This window comes from Streptomyces olivaceoviridis (assembly GCF_014650115.1).
Lineage (GTDB): Bacteria > Actinomycetota > Actinomycetes > Streptomycetales > Streptomycetaceae > Streptomyces > Streptomyces olivaceoviridis.
The window spans coordinates 182,279-198,846 of record NZ_BMUI01000006.1 but is presented as its reverse complement, the minus strand read 5'-3'; the positions used below and the strand labels follow the sequence as shown (position 1 = coordinate 198,846).

General features: G+C 70.5%; 14 protein-coding genes. 7 read left to right on the top strand and 7 right to left on the bottom strand.

All coding sequences use genetic code 11. The annotated features are described in order from the left end of the window. Positions 1-20: 20 nt before the first annotated feature. A complete protein-coding gene (locus IE273_RS14210) occupies positions 21-893 on the bottom strand; it encodes a glycerophosphodiester phosphodiesterase (RefSeq protein ID WP_189815526.1) in 873 nt (290 codons plus the stop codon). Positions 894-1,171: 278 nt separating this feature from the next. Between IE273_RS14210 and IE273_RS14205 the strand changes: the two genes are divergently transcribed. The 6 genes from IE273_RS14205 (at position 1,172) to IE273_RS14180 (ending at position 9,855) form a co-directional block, all read left to right on the top strand. Next, positions 1,172-2,050, top strand: coding sequence for an MHYT domain-containing protein (locus IE273_RS14205; protein ID WP_189815525.1), 879 nt, complete (start codon positions 1,172-1,174; stop codon positions 2,048-2,050). Between the two features lie 40 nt (positions 2,051-2,090). Beyond that, positions 2,091-4,238, top strand: coding sequence for an excinuclease ABC subunit UvrB (gene uvrB / locus IE273_RS14200; RefSeq protein ID WP_189815524.1), 2,148 nt, complete (start codon positions 2,091-2,093; stop codon positions 4,236-4,238). 172 nt (positions 4,239-4,410) lie between these two features. Further along, positions 4,411-4,989: a TerD family protein gene (locus IE273_RS14195; protein ID WP_014672031.1), complete on the top strand. Its 579-nt coding sequence runs from the start codon at positions 4,411-4,413 to the stop codon at positions 4,987-4,989. Between the two features lie 262 nt (positions 4,990-5,251). Then, complete coding sequence (locus IE273_RS14190) at positions 5,252-7,300, top strand: TerD family protein (RefSeq protein WP_189815523.1); 2,049 nt, start codon at positions 5,252-5,254, stop codon at positions 7,298-7,300. A 225-nt stretch (positions 7,301-7,525) separates the two neighbouring features. Continuing rightward, entirely contained in the window at positions 7,526-8,527 is a 1,002-nt protein-coding gene (locus IE273_RS14185) for a TerC family protein (RefSeq protein ID WP_189815522.1), read from the top strand. A gap of 227 nt (positions 8,528-8,754) precedes the next feature. After that, positions 8,755-9,855, top strand: a complete 1,101-nt coding sequence (locus IE273_RS14180) for a calcium:cation antiporter (protein ID WP_189815521.1) — start codon at positions 8,755-8,757, stop codon at positions 9,853-9,855. A gap of 27 nt (positions 9,856-9,882) precedes the next feature. Here the strand turns inward: IE273_RS14180 and IE273_RS14175 are convergent, their stop codons facing one another. Further along, entirely contained in the window at positions 9,883-11,154 is a 1,272-nt protein-coding gene (locus IE273_RS14175) for an MFS transporter (protein ID WP_189815706.1), read from the bottom strand. Positions 11,155-11,364: 210 nt separating this feature from the next. On the opposite strand from IE273_RS14175, the gene aroQ reads away from it, so the two are divergent. Next, positions 11,365-11,838: a type II 3-dehydroquinate dehydratase gene (gene aroQ, locus IE273_RS14170; RefSeq protein WP_189815520.1), complete on the top strand. Its 474-nt coding sequence runs from the start codon at positions 11,365-11,367 to the stop codon at positions 11,836-11,838. Positions 11,839-11,851: 13 nt separating this feature from the next. Here the strand turns inward: aroQ and IE273_RS14165 are convergent, their stop codons facing one another. From IE273_RS14165 to IE273_RS14145, 5 genes are all read right to left on the bottom strand, one after another. Then, the gene (locus tag IE273_RS14165; protein WP_308437038.1) at positions 11,852-12,580 is read right to left on the bottom strand and encodes an amino acid ABC transporter ATP-binding protein; all 729 of its coding nucleotides are present in this window, start codon (positions 12,578-12,580) and stop codon (positions 11,852-11,854) included. A 67-nt stretch (positions 12,581-12,647) separates the two neighbouring features. Further along, positions 12,648-13,583: an amino acid ABC transporter permease gene (locus tag IE273_RS14160; RefSeq protein WP_189815519.1), complete on the bottom strand. Its 936-nt coding sequence runs from the start codon at positions 13,581-13,583 to the stop codon at positions 12,648-12,650. Then, positions 13,580-14,464 carry an ABC transporter substrate-binding protein gene (locus IE273_RS14155; protein ID WP_189815518.1) on the bottom strand — a complete coding sequence of 295 codons (885 nt, stop codon included), beginning with the start codon at positions 14,462-14,464 and terminating at the stop codon, positions 13,580-13,582. Before IE273_RS14155 ends, IE273_RS14160 begins: the two co-directional genes overlap by 4 nt. Positions 14,465-14,943: 479 nt before the next feature. Beyond that, the gene (locus IE273_RS14150; protein ID WP_189815517.1) at positions 14,944-15,600 is read right to left on the bottom strand and encodes an MBL fold metallo-hydrolase; all 657 of its coding nucleotides are present in this window, start codon (positions 15,598-15,600) and stop codon (positions 14,944-14,946) included. 63 nt (positions 15,601-15,663) lie between these two features. Further along, positions 15,664-16,350 carry a maleylpyruvate isomerase family mycothiol-dependent enzyme gene (locus IE273_RS14145; RefSeq protein WP_189815516.1) on the bottom strand — a complete coding sequence of 229 codons (687 nt, stop codon included), beginning with the start codon at positions 16,348-16,350 and terminating at the stop codon, positions 15,664-15,666. Positions 16,351-16,568: the final 218 nt, after the last annotated feature.

Genomic DNA, 16,568 nt, shown 5'->3' with positions numbered 1-16,568 from the left:
ACTGACAACGCCCGCCCGGCTCAGTCCGAACCCAGCGCCGCCCGCACCACGTCCGGCTTGTTGCTGATGATCCCGTCGACCCCGTAACCGGCGACTTCGCGGGCGGTGGCCGCGTCGTCCACCGTCCAGGCGAAGAGTTCCAGCGACCGGCCGTGCGGTCCGTCCAAGGCGTGCACGGAGGCGACGTACTCCGGGGAGAGGGACCCGTACGAGGGATTGATCAGGTCGGTGAAGCGCGTGAACCGGTGCAGCTCCGCCACGGTGGGCGTACCGAGGTAGCCGGTGATGACCGCCGGCTTCAGTTCGTGCACGGTCCGCACGCTGTCGGCGCTGAAGCTCTGCACGATCAGCCGCCCCAGGTGCCCGCCGTCCAGCCAGCCCTCGTTGTCGAGGAGCTTCAGCGTCTGCTGCTCGATGCCCGGATACAGCTCCGGATTCTTGATCTCAAGGAGGAGTTTCTCGTGATTGTGTTCGATCCGGCGCATGTACTCCTTCAGTGTCGGCACACGCGCGCCCGCGTACGCGGGGGAGAACCAGCTGCCCGCGTCCAGTCGGGCGATCTCGGCAGCGGTGAAGTCCCGAACCTTCCACGGCGCCCGATCGGGGAAGACCTCCTCGACGTCGGTGGTGCGCTGCAAGGTGTCGTCGTGCAGGACGACCAGCTCGCCGTCCTTGGTGCGCTGGACGTCGTTCTCGACCCAGGAGAAGCCCAGTTCGGCGGCCTTGTCGACGGCAGCCAGCGTGTTCTCGGGTGCGTAGGTGGAGGCGCCCCGGTGGGCGATCACCATGGGCATGCCGTGCTCGCCCGCCCGGGCATCGGACGTGGGGCTCAGCAGGGCGATCACCGTCCCCAGGGCCGCGGCGACCGGGGCGGCGACTACGCGCGCGTGCATGCGTACTCCTCGCATCGAGCGGATACGGACAGCAACAGACTGACAGCATCGAGTCAACGCCACTCGGCGCACGGCGGCCACACATTGACTGGAGTTGTCCAAGTCCGCACACCGGTGCCGCACAACTGCGGCAAGGCCGTGTTTCTTTGCCGGAAAATCGTTCGACCCTTCCGGTGGGGGTCATACTCTCTGCGACACCCCTGACCGCCCGTGCGGTCCTGGGACGGGACGTATTCGGGTTTTTCCGGGACAGAAGAAGGCGGGAAGGGCAGCCGCGGATGCAAGGCACGGTCGACGGATTCAGCTACGGGGCCGTCACCCCATTGGTGGCCTACCTGATGGCGTGCCTCGGTGGCGCCCTCGGCCTGCGCTGCACCACACGATCCCTGCTGGTCACGCACGCACGACGGCCCGCCTGGCTGGCCCTCGGCTCGGCGGCGATCGGCTCCGGCATCTGGACCATGCACTTCGTCGCCATGATGGGCTTCAGCATCAAGGAGGCACCGCTCCACTACGACAAGCCGATCACCTATGCGAGCCTCGGCCTCGCCATCGTCATGGTCGGTGTCGGGATCTTCATCGTCGGCTACCAGGGCGCCACCGGCATCCCCCTGTTCACCGGCGGCACGATCACCGGTCTGGGCGTCGCCTCGATGCACTACCTCGGTATGGCGGGCGTCCGCTTCCACGGACGGTTCACCTACAACACGCTCACCGTCGCCGCCTCCGTCGTCATAGCGGTCGTGGCCGCCACCACCGCCCTGTGGGCCGCCGGACAGGTGCGGGGCTTCCTGTGGAGCGTCGGCGCGAGCCTCGTCATGGGGCTCGCGGTCAGCGGCATGCACTACACCGGCATGGCCGCCCTGAGCGTCCACCTCGACGGCCCCTCCCACGCCGCCGGGGGTGTGCCCGCCGCATCCCTGCTGGCGCCCATGCTGATCGGCCCGCTCGCCTTCCTACTCCTCGCGGGCGCCGTCGTGGTCTTCGACCCACTGATGGTCGTGGGCCGCCCCGACTGGCGGCCCGTCGAGCAGAAACCGGGCGTCCCGGCCACCGCCGTCGCCTCCCACACCGAACGCCGCCCCACCGATCACGACGGGCGCCGGCCCGCGCGCCGAACCGAGCACCACGCCTCCCGCACCCCGCAGAACCGCTGATCGGAACTGGTTGTCAGTGCGGGGTCGTACGGTTGATGTCATGCGGCCCGTTTCCCACATCGAACGCACGGTGGCGCCCTTCGAGGTCGTCAGCCCCTACCAGCCCAGCGGCGACCAGCCGGCGGCCATCGCCGAGCTGGCCAAGCGCATCGAGACCGGCGAGAAGGACGTCGTCCTCCTGGGCGCGACCGGCACCGGCAAGTCCGCCACCACCGCGTGGATGATCGAGAAGCTCCAGCGCCCCACGCTCGTGATGGCGCCGAACAAGACGCTGGCCGCCCAGCTGGCCAACGAGTTCCGCGAGCTGCTGCCGAACAACGCCGTCGAGTACTTCGTCTCGTACTACGACTACTACCAGCCCGAGGCGTACGTCCCGCAGTCGGACACCTACATCGAGAAGGACTCCTCGATCAACGAGGAGGTCGAGCGCCTGCGCCACTCGGCCACCAACTCGCTGCTCACCCGCCGCGACGTCGTCGTGGTCGCCTCGGTGTCCTGCATCTACGGCCTCGGTACTCCGCAGGAGTACGTGGACCGCATGGTCCCCCTCAGGGTCGGCGACGAGATCGACCGGGACGAGCTGCTGCGCCGCTTCGTCGACATCCAGTACACGCGCAACGACATGGCCTTCACCCGCGGCACCTTCCGGGTCCGCGGAGACACCATCGAGATCTTCCCGGTCTACGAGGAGCTGGCCGTCCGCATCGAGATGTTCGGCGACGAGATCGAGGCACTGTCCACGCTGCACCCGCTCACCGGCGAGATCATCAGCGACGACCAGCAGCTCTACATCTTCCCCGCCTCCCACTACGTCGCCGGCCCCGAGCGCATGGAGCGGGCCGTCAACGACATCGAGAAGGAGCTGGGGGAGCGCCTGGCCGAGCTGGAGAAGCAGGGCAAGCTCCTGGAGGCCCAGCGCCTGCGGATGCGCACCACCTACGACATCGAGATGCTCCGCCAGATCGGCACCTGCTCCGGCGTGGAGAACTACTCGATGCACTTCGACGGCCGCTCGCCGGGCTCCCCGCCCAACACGCTGCTGGACTACTTCCCGGACGACTTCCTGCTCGTCATCGACGAGTCGCACGTCACCGTCCCGCAGATCGGCGCGATGTACGAGGGCGACGCCTCCCGCAAGCGCACCCTCGTGGACCACGGCTTCCGCCTGCCCTCCGCCCTCGACAACCGGCCGCTGAAGTGGGAGGAGTTCCAGGAGCGCATCGGGCAGACCGTCTACCTGTCGGCCACCCCGGGCCCCTACGAGCTGTCGCGCTCGGACGGCTTCGTGGAGCAGATCATCCGCCCGACCGGCCTGATCGACCCGGAGGTCGTGGTCAAGCCCACCGAGGGCCAGATCGACGACCTGGTGCACGAGATCCGCAAGCGCACCGAGAAGGACGAGCGGGTCCTCGTCACCACGCTGACCAAGAAGATGGCCGAGGACCTCACCGACTACTTCCTGGAACTCGGCATCCAGGTGCGTTACCTGCACAGTGACGTCGACACCCTGCGCCGCGTCGAGCTGCTGCGCGAACTGCGCTCCGGTGAGTACGACGTCCTGGTCGGCATCAACCTGCTCCGTGAGGGCCTCGACCTGCCCGAGGTGTCCCTGGTGGCGATCCTGGACGCCGACAAGGAGGGCTTCCTCCGCTCGGGCACCTCGCTGATCCAGACGATCGGCCGCGCGGCGCGCAACGTCTCCGGTCAGGTCCACATGTACGCCGACAAGATCACCCCGGCGATGGAGAAGGCCATCGAGGAGACCAACCGCCGCCGGGAGAAGCAGGTCGCCTACAACAAGGCGAACGGCATCGACCCGCAGCCCCTGCGCAAGAAGATCAACGACATCGTCGCCCAGATCGCCCGCGAGGAGGTCGACACGGAACAGCTCCTCGGCTCCGGGTACCGCAAGACGAAGGACGGCAAGGGAGCGAAGGCCCCCGTCCCGTCGCTCGGCGACAAGGCGGCCAAGGGCGCGAAGGCCGGAAAGGCCGCCAGGACGGCCAAGGACAAGGCGGTGCCCACGGACCGTCCCGCGGCCGAACTGGCGGAGCAGATCGAGGAGATGACCGAGCGCATGCGTGCCGCCGCCGCGGAGCTGCAGTTCGAGATCGCGGCCCGGCTGCGCGACGAGGTCTCCGAGATGAAGAAGGAGCTGCGCCAGATGCGGGAGGCCGGCCTCGCCTGAGTGTCCGCCCGGTACCGGCCCCCGGCCCGCACGCCAAGTGTTGCAACCCCGACACAAAGCCCGGTCCGGGGGTCGGCACTGTCCGCGGCCCTGCGTAGTGTTCTGATCAACCGCGCGGTGCGCAGCAACGGCTCGGCGCGGCAACAGGGGACCGTCGAGAGGGGATTCAGCCGTGTCCGTCAACTTGTCCAAGGGTCAGGCCATCAGCCTGGAGAAGAAGGACGGGGCCACCCTGACAGCGGTCCGCATGGGCCTCGGCTGGCAGGCGGCCAAGCGGCGCGGCCTGTTCGGCTCCCGCACCCGCGAGATCGACCTGGACGCCTCGGCGGTCCTCTTCGCCGGTGCGGAGCCCAAGGACGTCGTCTTCTTCCGCCACCTGGTCAGCGACGACGGTTCCGTGCGCCACACTGGTGACAACCTCGTCGGCGGTGCCGGCCAGGGCGGCGACGACGAGGCCATCCTGGTGGACCTGCAACGCGTCCCGGTCCACATCGACCAGATCGTCTTCACGGTCAACTCCTTCACCGGCCAGACCTTCCAGGAGGTGCAGAACGCCTTCTGCCGGCTCGTGGACGAGACCAACGGCCAGGAACTCGCCCGTTACACCCTGGCCGGCGGCGGCGAGTACACCGCCCAGATCATGGCCAAGGTGCAGCGGGCGGGCTCCGGCTGGACGATGACGGCCATCGGCGCCCCGGCCAGGGGCCGTACCTTCCAGGACCTGATGCCGGCGATCCTGCCGCACCTCTAGGGCCTGTCCGACAGTGCGCGTCCGCCGCGCGACGCCGCGCACCTGGTGTCGCCGCGCCGGCCCAGACCCGAGTGCGTCCAGCACGAGGGCCTGAGCCCGGCACTTCCCCGGCCTTCGGCCGGGGGGGAACCCCAGAGCACGCACCAGACGCCGCGGGGCCGTCCTGCGGGCGACGACGGGAATGTGGCGACAGGGCCCTGGCACCGGACCGCCCGCTCACCCGGCGCGGCACGCACGAGCGAACGACACAGGGGGGACGGCGATGGGGACCGAGCTGGTGCGGGGGCAGAACCACCCGCTGTCCCAGGTCCGGCTGGAGATCCGGATCTCGGCCGGAGTGCCGGTCCTCGCCGGAGCCACGCTCGGCGACGAGCACGGCACGGTGCACGGCCGCCAGTGGGTGGCCCACCCCGGCGCCTCCCACCTGCCCGGCGTCCAGGTGCCCCGGCAGGTGGCCGCCGAGCACCGCCTGGCCGTCGACCTGGCCGCCCTGCCCGAGGCCGTGCACCGCGTCGACGTCTTCATCGCCCTGCCCACCGGCACGGCAGGCCCGCTCGGTTTTGGCGCCGTCCCGGCCCCGCACACCACGGTGAGCGGCCACGACGGCACCGAACTGGCCTGTTACACCCTCACCGGCCTGGACACCGAGACGGCCGTGATCGCCCTGGAGCTGTACCGCAGACAGGGCGCCTGGAAAGTGCGCGCGATGGGCCATGGCTATGCGAACGGCCTCCCCGCCCTCCTCGCCGACCAGGGGCTGCCCGACGCGGACGACCTCGCGACGGCCATCCAGGAGGCGGTGGTCCAGGGCCTGCCCGGTACGACACCCGTACCGCCGACCGATCGTGATACCCGGCCCACCCCCGCTCCGGCACCGCAGGCCACGCCCACCCATCAAGCGGTGCCCACTTCTCAACCCGCCACCGCGTCCCCGCCCGCGTCGGCTTCTCAGCCCGCCACCACTTCACCACCTTCCCCACCGGCGTCGGCTCCTCGGCCCGCCACCGCGTCCCAGTCGTCCGCTTCCGGGCCGGCGGAGCCGCCGCGTTCGTACGGCCCGCGGAGCCCTGACGAGGATGGCGGCCCCGATCCTCACCAGCCGGGCGGCCCCGTCGACTACACACACCCGCGCCGCACCCGCGGCCGTCCGTCCCCGCCCCCCTCGGTCGCCGACGGCCAGCCCGCTCGGCCCGTTGCCGGAGACGCCGTGGGCTGGTCGATGGAGGAACGGCTGTACAACCAGGTCTGGGGCATGTTCGAGGACCTGGCCCGCACCACGGCGGCCTACCGGAGCGCCATCGACTTCGCCGACTCCCGCCTGGAGAAGGAACTGGACCAGGCCCTCGCCGACCCCCGCACGCGGCTCGGCACGGCGGGCGGTGCCGCGCGCGAGGCTGCCCACGCTCGCCGGACCCAGTTGGCCGGCCGAGCGCGGGCAGCCTTCGATCGCGACCTCGCCCAGCTCATCGCCGAGGCCGAGGTGGTCGAGCCCGCGCTCCCGCCCGCCTACGCCCGCTGGGACAGCCCCGTCTGGCACGCCTACCGCGTCCCTGCCGAGCCGCCGATGGCGCTGCGGCTCGGTGATGTCCACCTGCCCGAAAGCGCGCCCCTGCACATCCCCCTGCTGGTCAGGCTGCCCCTGGAGAGGGGGTTGTGGATCGACAGCGGTCCGTCGGCGGCCGGCGCCGCTCCCCTGACGGACCCCACCGAGCCGCGGCACCTGGCCATGTCCGTGGCCGTCGCCCTCGCGGCGCGCCTGCTCGCCGTACACCCGGCCGGGGAGTTCGCCGTACAGGTGGTCGACCCTGCCGGGGCCGGGAACCGCGCGCTGCTGCCGCTGACGCGGGCCGGGGTTCTCGTGTCGCCGCCCGCGACCGGGGCGGCGGGTGTCTCGCAGACGCTGGAGCGGCTCACCCGGCGGGTCGACCTGGTGCAGATGGCGGTGCGCGGCGGCGCGGCCGAGTCGCTGCCTGCCGATGTGGACACCGCCCAGCAGCTTCTGATCGTCAACGACTTCCCGCACGGGTTCGACGACCGGTCGGTGACCCGGCTCCGTTACCTCGCCGACGAGGGTCCGGCCGTCGGCGTACACCTCCTTCTCGTCGCCGACCGTGGGGAGGCCACCGCCTACGGCCCCCTGCTCGATCCACTGTGGCGTTCGCTGCTGCGACTCACCCCGCTGCCCGACGACCACCTCGCCGATCCGTGGATCGGCCACGCCTGGACATACGAACCCTCACTGCCCCCGGCCGCCGACCGGATCGTGCACGACGTGCTCACCGAGGTGGCCGGAGCCCGCACCAAGCGATAGTAAAAGCCGCCTGACCAGGTAACTTGGAAGTTACTTTACTTCTCACTTTACCTTTCCTTGGTGATTGGGGTACTGTCTTCCGTGCGGAGGGGAGTACTCCTTGACTGCGGCGCACCCGTCAGTACGGACCGGTCCGGTCCCGGGGCGTCGGCCCATCACGGGTGGAAGAGACCTCCGGCAGCGACAACGCTGATGTGTTTGCCGTCACGTAATGCCGGAGGTGCAGTGGAAGTCTCCATGACCCTATGGGTCCTCACCATCGCGGGTCTCGCCGCTCTGATCGCGGTCGACTTCTTCATCGGCCGCAAGCCGCACGAGGTGTCGATCAAGGAAGCGGGCATCTGGACGGTCGTCTGGATCGCCCTGGCCGGTCTCTTCGGTCTCGGCCTCCTCGTCTTCGGTGGCGGGCAGCCGGCCGGTGAGTTCTTCGCGGGCTTCATCACCGAGAAGTCCCTGAGCGTCGACAATCTCTTCGTCTTCGTCCTGATCATGGCGAAGTTTGCGGTGCCCGCGCAGTACCAGCAGCGCGTCCTGCTCGTCGGCGTCCTCATAGCCCTGGTCCTGCGGGCCGTCTTCATAGCCGCCGGAGCCGCGATCCTCGCCAGCTTCTCCTGGGTGTTCTACCTCTTCGGGGCCTTCCTGATCTGGACCGCCTGGAAGCTCATCCAGGAGGCCCGCACGGACGAGGCCGACGAGGAGTACGAGGGGAACAAGCTGCTGAAGGCCGTGGAGCGCAAGTTCGGCGTGGCCGACCGGTACCACGGCACCAAGCTGTGGATCCAGCAGAACGGCAAGCGCGTCATGACCCCGATGCTGGTCGTGATGCTCGCCATCGGCACCACGGACGTGCTGTTCGCCCTGGACTCCATCCCCGCGATCTTCGGCCTGACCCAGGACCCGTACATCGTCTTCACCGCCAACGCGTTCGCCCTGATGGGTCTGCGTCAGCTGTACTTCCTCATCGGCGGGTTGCTCAGGAAGCTGGTCCACCTGTCGTACGGGCTGTCGATCATCCTCGGCTTCATCGGCGTCAAGCTGGTGCTGCACGCCCTGCACGAGTCCGGTGTCCACGTGCCCGAGATCAGTATCCCGGTCTCGCTCGGCGTGATCTGCGCGGTCCTGGCCGTGACCACGGTCACCAGCTTGCTGGCCTCCAAGAAGCAGGCGGCCGACGAGGAGGCGCACGCCGACGGCGAGGACGCTCGCAAGAGCAGCGTCGATGTCTGACCGGGGCGCAGCGGGAGCCCGCGGTTCCACGTAGCCGCACAGTGAACGGGGGGTATCGGCCCTCGCCGTGGGTGCGTGGGCCCTCAGCGAGGTCATCGCCCCTCGGCGGCGTCTCGTAGCGACGCGGGTGCCCGGCCCCACCGGCGCCGGGCCCCGCACCGGAAAGGATGAGAGGTATCCGGAAAGAACGGAATGCGAACTCTGTACGCCTCTGCGACCATCGCCGCATGATCACTCGGCTCCGGTCGCTCACCCGCCAATGGACGATCCTCGTGCCGGTGCTCGCGGTCGTCCTGCTGGTCTTCACCTGGGGCCGGGGCATGCCCGGCGCGGTCGTCGGCCTGATGACCCTCGTTCTCGCCGGTGCCGTCCTGGCAGCCGTGCACCACGCCGAGGTGGTCGCCCACCGAGTCGGCGAGCCCTTCGGTTCCCTGGTGCTCGCCATCGCCGTCACGATCATCGAGGTGGCCTTGATCGTCACCCTCATGGCCGACGGCGGCGACAAGAGTGCCACGCTGGCCCGGGACACCGTCTTCGCCGCGGTGATGATCACCTGCAACGGCGTCGTCGGGATCTGCCTGCTCGTCGCATCCCTGCGGCACGGCACGGCCGTCTTCAACCCCGAGGGCACCGGCGCGGCCCTGGCGACCGTGGCGACGCTGGCCACGCTCAGCCTGGTGCTGCCGACCTTCACCACCAGCAAGCCCGGACCCGAGTTCTCCACCATCCAGCTGACCTTCGCGGCGCTGTCCTCACTGATCCTGTACGGGCTGTTCGTGGCCACCCAGACCGTGCGCCACCGCGACTACTTCCTGCCGATCACCCGGCAGGGAGAGGTCATCACGGCCGACGACCACGCCCGGCCCCCGTCCGCGCGTACCGCCTGGACCAGCCTCGGCCTGCTCGGGCTGGCGCTGATCGGCGTGGTCGGCCTGGCCAAGGGCGTGTCGCCCACGATCGAGTCGGGCGTGGCGGCGGCGGGCCTGCACCAGGCCGTCGTCGGCGTGATCATCGCCCTGCTCGTCCTGCTGCCCGAGACCATCGCCGCCCTGCGCTCCGCTCGCCGCGACCGGGTGCAGACCAGCCTCAACCTGGCGCTCGGCTCCGCGATGGCCAGCATCGGCCTGACCATCCCGGCCGTGGCGCTCGCGTCCGTATGGCTGTCCGGGCCGCTCGTCCTAGGCCTCGGCGCGACCCACATGCTGCTGCTCGCGCTGACCGTGGTGGTCAGTTCCCTGACCGTCGTGCCGGGCCGGGCCACGCCCCTCCAAGGGGGTGTCCACCTGGTGCTGTTCGCCGCCTACCTGGAACTGGCGATCAACCCGTAGCGGGCGGGAAGCCCGCGATGCGTCCGGTCAGCCCGTGACCGGCTCGACCGCCGGCACGGGCACCGGCCGCGTCTCCGGCAGTAGTGCGAAACAGACCAGGCTGATCAGCGCGATGCCCGTGAGGTACGCCCCCACGCCCCAGGGGACCCGTCCGCCCTGCTCCGCGAGCGCCGTGGCGACGATCGGGGTGAGGGCGCCGCCGAAGACCCCGCCGAGGTTGTAGCCCACGGCGGCGCCGGTGCAGCGCACCCGGGCCTCGTACAGTTCCGGCAGGTACGCGGCGATCACCGCGAACATGGTGATGAAGGCGATCAGGGCGCCCAGGATGGCCAGGAACATCAGCAGCGGCTCGCCGGTCGCGAGGAGGGCGACCATCGGCAACATCCACAGGACGCAGGCCGTACACCCCGTCAGACACAGCGGCCGACGTCCGTACCGGTCGCCGAACAGTGCCACGACGGGCGTGAGCGCGCCCTTCACCAGCACCGCGCACATGACGCACATCAGCATGACCGTACGGCTCACGCCGAGCCGTTCCGTCGCGTACGCCAGCGACCAGGTCGTCACCGCGTAGAACACCGCGTAACCGACCGCGAGAGCTCCGGCCGTCAGAAGCACCAGCCGCCCGTGGTGCCGTACCACCTCCACGAGCGGCACGCGCGCGTGGTCGTCGATCTCCAGGAAGCGGGGACTCTCCCTGAGGGAGGAGCGCAGCCACAGACCGGCCAGCGCGAGGACGCCGGCCGCCCAGAACGGTACGCGCCAGCCCCACCGGGCGAACTCCGCGTCGGACAGCCCTGCCGACAGCGCGAGCACCACCCCGTTGGCCAGGACGAAGCCGAGCGCCGGCCCGATCTGGGGGAAGCTCGACCACAGGGCACGCCGCCCGGCGGGAGCGTGTTCGGCGGTCAGCAGCACCGCTCCGCCCCACTCACCGCCGAGCCCCAGCCCCTGGAGGAAACGCAGCACGAGCAGCAGCACGGGCGCGGCCACGCCGATGGTCCCGTAGGACGGCACACAGCCGACCGCGACCGTCGAGGCGCCGGTGAGCAGCAGCGAGATGATGAGCACCGGACGCCGGCCGCGCCGGTCCCCGAGGTGCCCGAAGATCACTGAGCCCAGCGGCCGGGCCACGAACCCCACCCCGAACGTCCCGAACGCCGCGAGCGTCCCGGCGACCGGCGAGAACGTCGGGAAGAACAGCGGCCCCAGGACCAGAGCCGCCGCGGTCCCGAAGACGAAGAAGTCGTAGAACTCGATCGCTGTCCCGGCGAGCGAGGCGGCGGCGAGCCGCGGCATGGACGGGGCGTTTACGGCGCGTACATCGTGCATGCCGCGTCAACTACCCACCGTGATCAAGGGTTACGGGGGCGCGCGGAGGTGATCACGGGACGTGGGTGCGCGCCGTGGCGACCGGCGTACGGGGCCCGCTGCCGGCGCCGACCGGCGTGATAGACCGGGTGCGAGCAGCGGTCGTGGACGGACCGCCCCGAACGGACCGGAGGAACCGTGCCCCGCACCCTGGCCAACGCCCCGATCATGATCCTCAACGGGCCCAACCTGAACCTCCTCGGTCAGCGCCAGCCCGAGATCTACGGCAACGAGACGCTGGCCGACGTCGAGGCGCTGTGCGCCGAGGCGGCGGCCGCGCACGGCGGCACGGTCGACTTCCGCCAGTCCAACCACGAGGGGGAGCTGGTCGACTGGATCCACGAGGCGCGGCTGAGCCACTGCGGGATCGTCATCAATCCCGGCGCCTACTCGCACACGTCGGTCGCCATCCTGGACGCGCTCAACACCTGTGACGGCATGCCCGTGCTGGAGGTGCACATCTCCAACATCCACCGGCGCGAATCGTTCCGGCACCACTCCTACGTCTCGCTGCGCGCCGACGGCGTGATCGCGGGATGCGGAGTGCAGGGCTATGTGTTCGGCGTGGAGCGGGTCGCGGCACTGGCCGGAGCGGCGCGAGCGGACGCGTGACCCGCGCGCGGGACTACAGCCGGCCCGCCTCCACGATCCGCCGCAGGAAGCGCCGCGTGCGCTCCTGCTGCGGGTCACCGAAGACCTGCTCGGCGGTGCCGCGCTCCAGCACGACCCCGCCGTCCAGGAAGCAGACCTGATCGGCGACATCCCGCGCGAAGCCCATCTCGTGCGTGGCCAGCACCATGGTCATGCCCTCGTCCTTGAGGCCACGCACCACCTCCAGCACCTCGCCCACCAGCTCGGGGTCGAGCGCGGCCGTGATCTCGTCCAGCAGCAACAGCCGGGGCCGCACCGCGAGGGCCCGGACGATCGCCACACGCTGCTGCTGACCGCCGCTGAGCCGGTCCGGGTAGGCATCGGCCTTGCCGCCCAGCCCGAGGCGCTCCAGCAGCCCCCTGGCCCGCTCCTCGGCCTCCGTGCGGGAGACGCCGTGCACCCGACGCGGAGCGAGCGTGATGTTGTCCAGCACCGTCATGTGCGGGAAGAGGTTGTACGCCTGGAAGACGACGCCGATCCGGCGCCGTACCGCGTCCTGGTCCACGCGCGGGTCGGTGATCTCCTCGCCGTCCAGCCAGATGGCGCCGTCGTCGATCTCCTCCAGGAGGTTGGCGCAGCGCAGCAGCGTGGACTTGCCCGAGCCGGAGGCGCCGATCAGCGCGGTCACCGTGTGCGGGGCGACCTCCAGACCGACGTCCCGCAGGACGACCGAGCCGCCGAAGGTCTTGCGGACGGACTCCATCCGCAGCACCGGCGCGTTGCTCACGGGCGTGTTCTCGGGCGTGCTCACAGGGCTCCTCCCCAGGCGCTCACAGGGACCCTCCCTGGGCCCGCCGCCGGTCCATCCGGGCCGTCACCCAGTCGGTGAACCGGGTCATCGGGATGGTCAGCGCCACGAACACCAGCCCCGCGACGATGTACGGCGTGTAGTTCAGACTGCGGCCCACGATGATGTCGGCCGCCCGTACCGCGTCCACCGCACCCCCGATGGACACCAGGCCGGTGTCCTTCTGCAACGACACCAGGTCGTTGAGCAGCGGCGGCACCTGGCGGCGCACCGCCTGCGGCAGGACGACGTGACGCAGGGCCTGCCGGTTGGTGAGACCCAGCGAGCGCGCCGCGGCACGCTGCGAGGGGTGGATCGACTCGATGCCGGCCCGGAACACCTCCGCCACGTACGCCGAGTACGTCAGCGTCAGCGCCGTACCGCCGAGCAGCACCGGATCGACCGTCACGCCCTGGAGCCGCAGCGCCGGCACCCCCAGGACCACGATCATCAGGTTGATGATCAGCGGCAGTCCGCGGAAGAAGTCGGTGTACGCCGCCGCCAGCACCCGCAGCGGGAAGAAGACCGGGCCGCGCAGGGTCCGCGCGACGGCGATCAGCATGCCCAGGACCAGGACGGCGACACCGCAGATCAGCAGCAGGCGGACGTTCAGCCACAGCCCTTCGAGGACCTTCGGGAACGCCTCGCGCGCGTAGTGCGCGCTGAAGAACGTCTCCTTGGTGCGCGGCCAGCCCGGTGCGCTGACGACGACCAGGTAGAGCAGGGCGACCGTGACGAGCGTGGAGAGGGCCGCGACGGCGGTGGCGCGGCGGGCACGCGCGCGTCGGTAGCGCTCGCGCGCCAGACGCCGCTCGGAGGGCACGTAGCCGTCGTCCGGGACACCGCCGCCGGTGCCGCCGGACATGTCCCCCTTGTCGTCCGCCCCCTCCCGGGCCGACTCTCCCTTGGTGACCGTCACTTGAGCACCGGGGCGTCGACGGCGTCCGAGAGCCACTGCTTCTCGATCGCGGCCAGCGTGCCGTCCTTGCGGAGGGCGTCGACGGCGCCGCTCACGCACGTGGTCAGCGCACTGCCCTTGTCCAGCACGAGCCCGAACTGCTCGGCTGTGCCGGCCTGGTTCTCGAACTGGCCGACGATCCTGGCGTTCGTCACCTCGGCGGCCGTGATGTAGAACGCGGTCGGCAGGTCCGTGATGACGGCGTCGACCTGGCCGTTCTTCAGCGCGGACTTCGCCTGGTCGTTCTTGGCGTAGACGGCAGCGTCCTGTTCCGGCTTCACGACGTCGGTGATGTAGTCGAGGCTCGTGGTGCCGACCTGCGCGCCCAGCTTCAGCTTCTTGAGGTCCGCGATGCTCTTCGCCTCGGCGGCCTTGCCGCCCTTCAGGGCGATGACCGCCTGACGCACGTCGTAGTAACCGGAGGAGAAGTCCACGGCCTTCTTGCGCTCGGCGCTGATCGACACCTGGTTGATGTCGAAGTCGAACGTCTTCACCCCGGGGGCGAACGCCTTGTTGAAGGGCACGCTCTGCCAGACGACCGCGTTCTTGTCGTACCCCAGTTGCTTCGCCACGGCATAGGCGACGGCGGACTCGAAGCCCTTGCTGTTCGCGGGCTTGTCGTCCTTGAACCAGGGCTCGTACGCCGGTTCGTCCGTCGCGATCGTCAGTTTTCCGGCCGTCTTGGTGGCGAGTTCGCCCTTGGCGCAGCTCTTCGCGGCAGACCCGGACGGGGCGGCCGACGCCTTCTCCTCGGGCTGCGGAGCGCAGCCGACGGCGGTGGCGAGCAGGGCTACGGTGACGGCGGCGACCGCGCGGCGCACGGCGAGAGGGGCAGCATGCATGGCGGGAGACTGGCAGTGAACGCGGCGTCTGTCCAGGTCACAACGGTGGTTGTCCGCATGCTGGGAAGGGGTGTTGCGGCCGTGTGAACGCGGCTGCGCGCGGCCCACGCGCGCGTGGCCCGAGCCTGGGCCGCCGGCCGAGGGCGGGGTTGGAGACCGGCGGCCCCTACCGCTCAGGAGCCGTCATCCTGCGCGGGGCTGCTACCAGTTGACTGCGGTCGCCCGGTTTCCGGGAGTGCGCACGGAGGCCCGGTGCGTGCGAAAGGTTCACACGGGGCGCGCGGAGGGGCGTGCATACCGGGTGCGTGCGCGGCGCACGCTGGGCTCACGCACAACTGCCATGCGTGGGGCGCGCGTACGGCCTGTGCGCCGGAGCGCGCCCTGGGACGTGAGCCGACCAGGGATGCGGGCTGATCGGGGATGCGGGCTGCGAGCCGGTCGGACGCGCGAGCTGGTCGGGCGCGAGGTCGGCGCCCCGCTCACCACCCGCGCGCGTGCCACTCCGGCAGATGCGGCCGTTCCGCGCCCAGCGTGGTGTCGTTGCCGTGCCCCGGGTAGACCCACGTCTCGTCCGGCAGCACGTCGAAGAGCTTCGTCTCCACGTCGTGGATCAGGCTGGCGAACGCCTTCGGGTCCTTGCGCGTGTTGCCGACACCGCCGGGGAAGAGGCAGTCGCCGGTGAAGACGTGCGGGTGGCCGTGCGGGTCGTCGTAGACCAGGGCGATCGATCCGGGCGTGTGCCCGACCAGATGGCGCGCGGTGAGCTCCACGCGGCCCACCCTGATGACGTCGCCGTCGTCGACGAGGACGTCGGTGGGCACCGGGATGCCGGGGGCGTCGTCGCGGCCGGCGTACGTACGCGCGCCCGTGCCCGCGACCACCTCGGCCAGCGCCTGCCAGTGGTCGCCGTGCTGGTGCGTGGTGACGACGGACGCGATGCCGTCGTCACCGATCATGCCGAGGAGCGTCTCCGCCTCGTTGGCGGCGTCGATCAGGAGCTGCTCGTCGGTGGCACGGCAGCGCAGCAGATAGGCGTTGTTGTCCATCGGGCCGACCGCGATCTTGGTGATCATCAGGTCTTTCAGCTCGTGCACATCCGCCGGTCCGCCGACCCTGACCTCTCCTGAGTACGTCATGAAGGTCAGCCTATAGCGCGGGAGCCCTGGTGGACGGCCGGGTCGGGCCGCGCACGGTCCGCCCTACAGCGGGGGCAGTTCCGGCAGCGCCCCGCCCCGCACCTCCAGCGCCGCCCCGTCGCGGCGCCCGGCGAGCCAGCCCACCAGGTCCGCCGGCCGGCCGGTGACCGTGATCCCGGGCTCGTCCGCCGCGCGCCCGGTCGTCCACGCGCGCGTGCCGTCCGTGACCCGGGTCGCCGGGACGTCCGGGTGCCCGGAGAACCGCTCGGTGAGGAAGCCGGTCTCCCGCTCGAGGAACTCCGCCGGAAGATCCTCCAGCTCGTACCCGGTCCCGAGGTCGACGTGGTGCAGCTCCACCTCCACCCACCGGCGGAACGGCACCCGGGACGCGGAGTCGGTGACTCCGTTGCGCAGCTCCACCGTGCGCGTCCAGTCCGCAGGGGCCTCCCCGGCCGTCTGGAAGCGGGCCGCGCTCTCCCGGACGTCGGTGACCTGGACCTCCACGGGGCGCGGGGCGTCCCGCTCGATGTCGGCGTCCCGCGCCTCGGCGCTCGCGTACATGGGACGGCCCTGGAGGACGTTCACGAGCGCGTCCGCGTTGCGGGCGAGATGGGCCAGGACGTGTCCGCGGCTCCAGCCCGGAAGCCGTGACGGCTCGGCGAGCGATGCGTTGTCCATGGCGGTGACCGCGCTGAGGAGCCGATCCGTCGCTTCCCGTACACAGGCCAGGTCATGAGCGTGATCCATCATGACGCCGACCCTAGTCCGGCCACTCCTTCGGGTGAAGGTGACGAACCCCGCCCGAAAATCGAATGCACGTGCTATAAGGTCGGGGGCGGCGTCGGGCATGCTGGATGGCCGGGGGTTGTTATGCAACCGGGCAACCCGACCGGCGTTGTCAGTGGCTCCCCCTAGTCTGAAGAAGCACAGGGGCCCCGCCCCTGTCACTTCTCTCAAGAAAGGTGCGG

Excerpts from the sequence above, each read along its gene's own strand:
- IE273_RS14210 (WP_189815526.1), bottom strand. The coding sequence starts at position 893 with ATGCACGCGCGCGTAGTCGCCGCCCCGGTCGCCGCGGCCCTGGGGACG.
- IE273_RS14205 (WP_189815525.1), top strand. The coding sequence starts at position 1,172 with ATGCAAGGCACGGTCGACGGATTCAGCTACGGGGCCGTCACCCCATTG.
- uvrB (WP_189815524.1), top strand. The coding sequence starts at position 2,091 with ATGCGGCCCGTTTCCCACATCGAACGCACGGTGGCGCCCTTCGAGGTC.
- IE273_RS14190 (WP_189815523.1), top strand. The coding sequence starts at position 5,252 with ATGGGGACCGAGCTGGTGCGGGGGCAGAACCACCCGCTGTCCCAGGTC.
- IE273_RS14180 (WP_189815521.1), top strand. The coding sequence starts at position 8,755 with ATGATCACTCGGCTCCGGTCGCTCACCCGCCAATGGACGATCCTCGTG.
- IE273_RS14175 (WP_189815706.1), bottom strand. The coding sequence starts at position 11,154 with ATGCCGCGGCTCGCCGCCGCCTCGCTCGCCGGGACAGCGATCGAGTTC.
- IE273_RS14165 (WP_308437038.1), bottom strand. The coding sequence starts at position 12,580 with ATGGAGTCCGTCCGCAAGACCTTCGGCGGCTCGGTCGTCCTGCGGGAC.
- IE273_RS14155 (WP_189815518.1), bottom strand. The coding sequence starts at position 14,464 with ATGCATGCTGCCCCTCTCGCCGTGCGCCGCGCGGTCGCCGCCGTCACC.
- IE273_RS14150 (WP_189815517.1), bottom strand. The coding sequence starts at position 15,600 with ATGACGTACTCAGGAGAGGTCAGGGTCGGCGGACCGGCGGATGTGCAC.
- IE273_RS14145 (WP_189815516.1), bottom strand. The coding sequence starts at position 16,350 with ATGATGGATCACGCTCATGACCTGGCCTGTGTACGGGAAGCGACGGAT.